3 protein-coding genes and 1 pseudogene are annotated in these 2495 nt (G+C 57.9%); 1 reads left to right on the forward strand and 3 read right to left on the reverse strand.

Annotated features, from left to right (window positions below):
• Positions 1-138: 138 nt before the first annotated feature.
• Both AX672_RS19270 and AX672_RS08395 read right to left on the reverse strand, forming a co-directional pair.
• Positions 139-312, reverse strand: a pseudogene (locus tag AX672_RS19270) (ABC transporter ATP-binding protein); the annotation flags it as partial.
• Complete coding sequence (locus AX672_RS08395; RefSeq protein ID WP_066650701.1) at positions 309-707, reverse strand: metallopeptidase family protein; 399 nt, start codon at positions 705-707, stop codon at positions 309-311. The gene AX672_RS08395 and the pseudogene AX672_RS19270, both read right to left, overlap by 4 nt.
• A gap of 48 nt (positions 708-755) precedes the next feature.
• On the opposite strand from AX672_RS08395, the gene AX672_RS08400 reads away from it, so the two are divergent.
• Positions 756-1058 (forward strand): 4a-hydroxytetrahydrobiopterin dehydratase, encoded by a 303-nt coding sequence (locus tag AX672_RS08400; protein WP_066650703.1) that lies wholly within the window; start codon positions 756-758, stop codon positions 1056-1058.
• Positions 1059-1138: 80 nt separating this feature from the next.
• Here AX672_RS08400 and AX672_RS08405 read toward each other — a convergent pair whose 3' ends face one another.
• Positions 1139-2290, reverse strand: a complete 1152-nt coding sequence (locus AX672_RS08405; protein WP_168727397.1) for a hypothetical protein — start codon at positions 2288-2290, stop codon at positions 1139-1141.
• Between the last annotated feature and the right edge of the window lie 205 nt (positions 2291-2495).

Here is a 2495-nt window from a genome sequence, read left to right on the forward strand (position 1 = left end):
ATCCAGCCCCGCCTCGACCAGCGCGTCCTCAATGACAGCCCCGTCCAACGCCGCCCAAAACCCCAAAGCCCGCCCCAACGGCAGTTCAGGATCGAGCGCGTGCAGTTCCCCCAGCCACCCGCGCTTGGCCTCGCCGACAACCGCCCCCGCCTCAGGCGGCAACAAGCCCGCCGCGACGCGCAGCAAACTCGACTTGCCGACGCCGTTCGGGCCGCTCACCAGCAGCACCTCGCCCGCGCCGACCGAAAAGCTCACATCCTCGAACAGCATCCGCCCGCCGCGCGCGCACGCCACGCGCTCGAATGCGATCACGCGCGCGCCTCGGCCGCTTCCTCCAGCGCGTGCATCGCCTCGTCCGACAGCCCGAAGTGGTGGCCGACTTCGTGAATCACGACATGCGCGATCAGATGGTCGAGCCGCTCGCCGGTGTCGCACCACTCATCAAGGATCGGGCGGCGATAGAGGTGGATGCGATCGGGCAAGGTCCCGCTCGCGCTCGCTTTTTCGCCCACCGGGGTCCCGTGATAAAGCCCGGTCAGCGCGAACGGATCCTCGATTTCCATTTCAGCGAGCGTTTCCTCATCGGCGAATTCCTCGACGATCAGCACGATATCGCGCAAATGGCTCGCGAACGGCTCGGGGAGTTTGCCCAAGACCGCCCGCGCGTGGCGTTCGATCTGCTCGATAGTCGGTGCTTGCCCCATCATGCGCCGGTGATAGGCATGGGGACGAAGCCACGGCAAGAGGATGCGCACATGATCGAAGCCCCCATCGAACCCCTGAGCGAAGCCGAACGCGCCGAAGCGCTCGATGGCCTGCCCGACTGGGACTATGACGATGCGCGCGACGGCATCCGCCGCACCTTTACGTTCGCCGATTTCGTCGAGGCGTTCGGCTTCATGACGCGCGTCGCGCTGCTGGCGGAAAAGGCCGATCACCACCCCGAATGGTCGAATGTGTGGAACCGCGTGGAGATTTTGCTGACGACGCACGACGCAGGCGGCTTGAGTTCGCGCGATATCGAGCTGGCGGAAGCGATCGAGGGGTTGGTGGAGTAGGGATGCGGGTCCCCGCTACACTATCGGTTATTAAGTACGAATCTACTTCTGTCCAATCGCAAAGCTAGTTGAGATGTCATTTAGGAGCTTGTTTCTCGTAGAACATTTCTAGCATCCCGCCGCTTTTGAAGCTCCGCGAATTGCCTCCGGGTACCCTTGATCCAAACGTCATTGAGCCGCCGCAGGCTAGTCATCATCTTCCGCCGACGTAGGTACATGCGCTCGTCGACGGGCGGTCCGCCCCAAAATGAGCTTTCGCTGACAATATTTTGGAGCTGGAGGCTCGCTATGGACCACAGCTCCGGAAAAAGCGGGTCAGGTTCAGCTAACATGGCAGCGTATTCCGTCGCCTCGATTGCTTCCAGTCGAGTCACCTTGCCGTTTGCTTCTGTAAAGATGTGCCCACGAAGATTTGGAATATCTTGAAAATGTTTCCGTACATCCTCGGACCGGAACAGCCTTTCGACCTCGGGCAAAAGAGGAAAAGGGTAAAGAGGCTGGTAAATCTTCAAGGCGCGAGCCGGGTATCGGAAGGGAATCAGCGGCGCCTTGATCCGACCAGTTCCGAAGGCAAGAGTGCCTGTGTAACGGACACCGTCTGGTGTTCTAATTTTCTTGTCGATCGGATAGGGAAGTCCCAACCGGTGAGATAATATTCCTGCCGCAGAGATATTGATGAAACTTATGTGATTAATCCTAAGCCCGAAAACACTGGGCATCGATCCAAACAGTGGTGTACCTACGCCGGAGAACGTCAGTCCCTGCCCGATTGTGTTTGGATGACGTGTAATGAAAAGTGCGCGGTCGGCTGTCCCCAGTCTTTGATCGATGTGGAACTTTGGCTCGTCCACGATAAATGGATTAGTGCCGAGCATACGGTTCCCTAACCAAAGCCCAATACGAACCTTGTCAAACCAGTCGAGGAGGACATCGAGCTCCGACGACGACACCGGCCCGCCCTCCAATAATGATTCCATTATAGGTGCGGTGCAAGATTCGAGCGCGCTAAACCGCTCGTTGCAGGCTTTACATGCCGGGAAAGTAAATTGTGAGAATGAGTGTGAGTGCGGACTGAACGCCATGCTCTCTGCGTCCATCCTGTATCCGAGCGTCACCGTGCGTTTCGGTTCGCCCGTCCGCTCAAGAAGCCACTGCGGCAAAACGTGCTCTTTTGTACGTTCTTCAGGCGGCTTCCCGCAGAACACGCACGCTATCTTAATCTGACGATTCATTCTTTCGGAGCGTCAAATTTTGGTGCTTTTAAGGAGTTCGCCATGCAATTCCGGTTCAGCCCTTCTTTCATGACGGACAGATTGTTTTCCAACGCCTTGCTCATGTCATCACTTAGAAGCAGGATACATACGGCGATAGAGGCTAGCCGCCGATCAGTGGAACACGATACGGACATTCAGCTGAAACGGCCCACCCCTCCCACTC

The organism is Sphingomonas sp. CCH10-B3 (genome assembly GCF_001556185.1).
GTDB lineage: Bacteria > Pseudomonadota > Alphaproteobacteria > Sphingomonadales > Sphingomonadaceae > Sphingomonas > Sphingomonas aquatica.

What these genes read in the sequence shown, in the direction of transcription:
- AX672_RS08395 (WP_066650701.1), bottom strand. Translation starts at nt 707, where the DNA reads ATGATGGGGCAAGCACCGACTATCGAGCAGATCGAACGCCACGCGCGG.
- AX672_RS08400 (WP_066650703.1), top strand. Translation starts at nt 756, where the DNA reads ATGATCGAAGCCCCCATCGAACCCCTGAGCGAAGCCGAACGCGCCGAA.
- AX672_RS08405 (WP_168727397.1), bottom strand. Translation starts at nt 2,290, where the DNA reads ATGAATCGTCAGATTAAGATAGCGTGCGTGTTCTGCGGGAAGCCGCCT.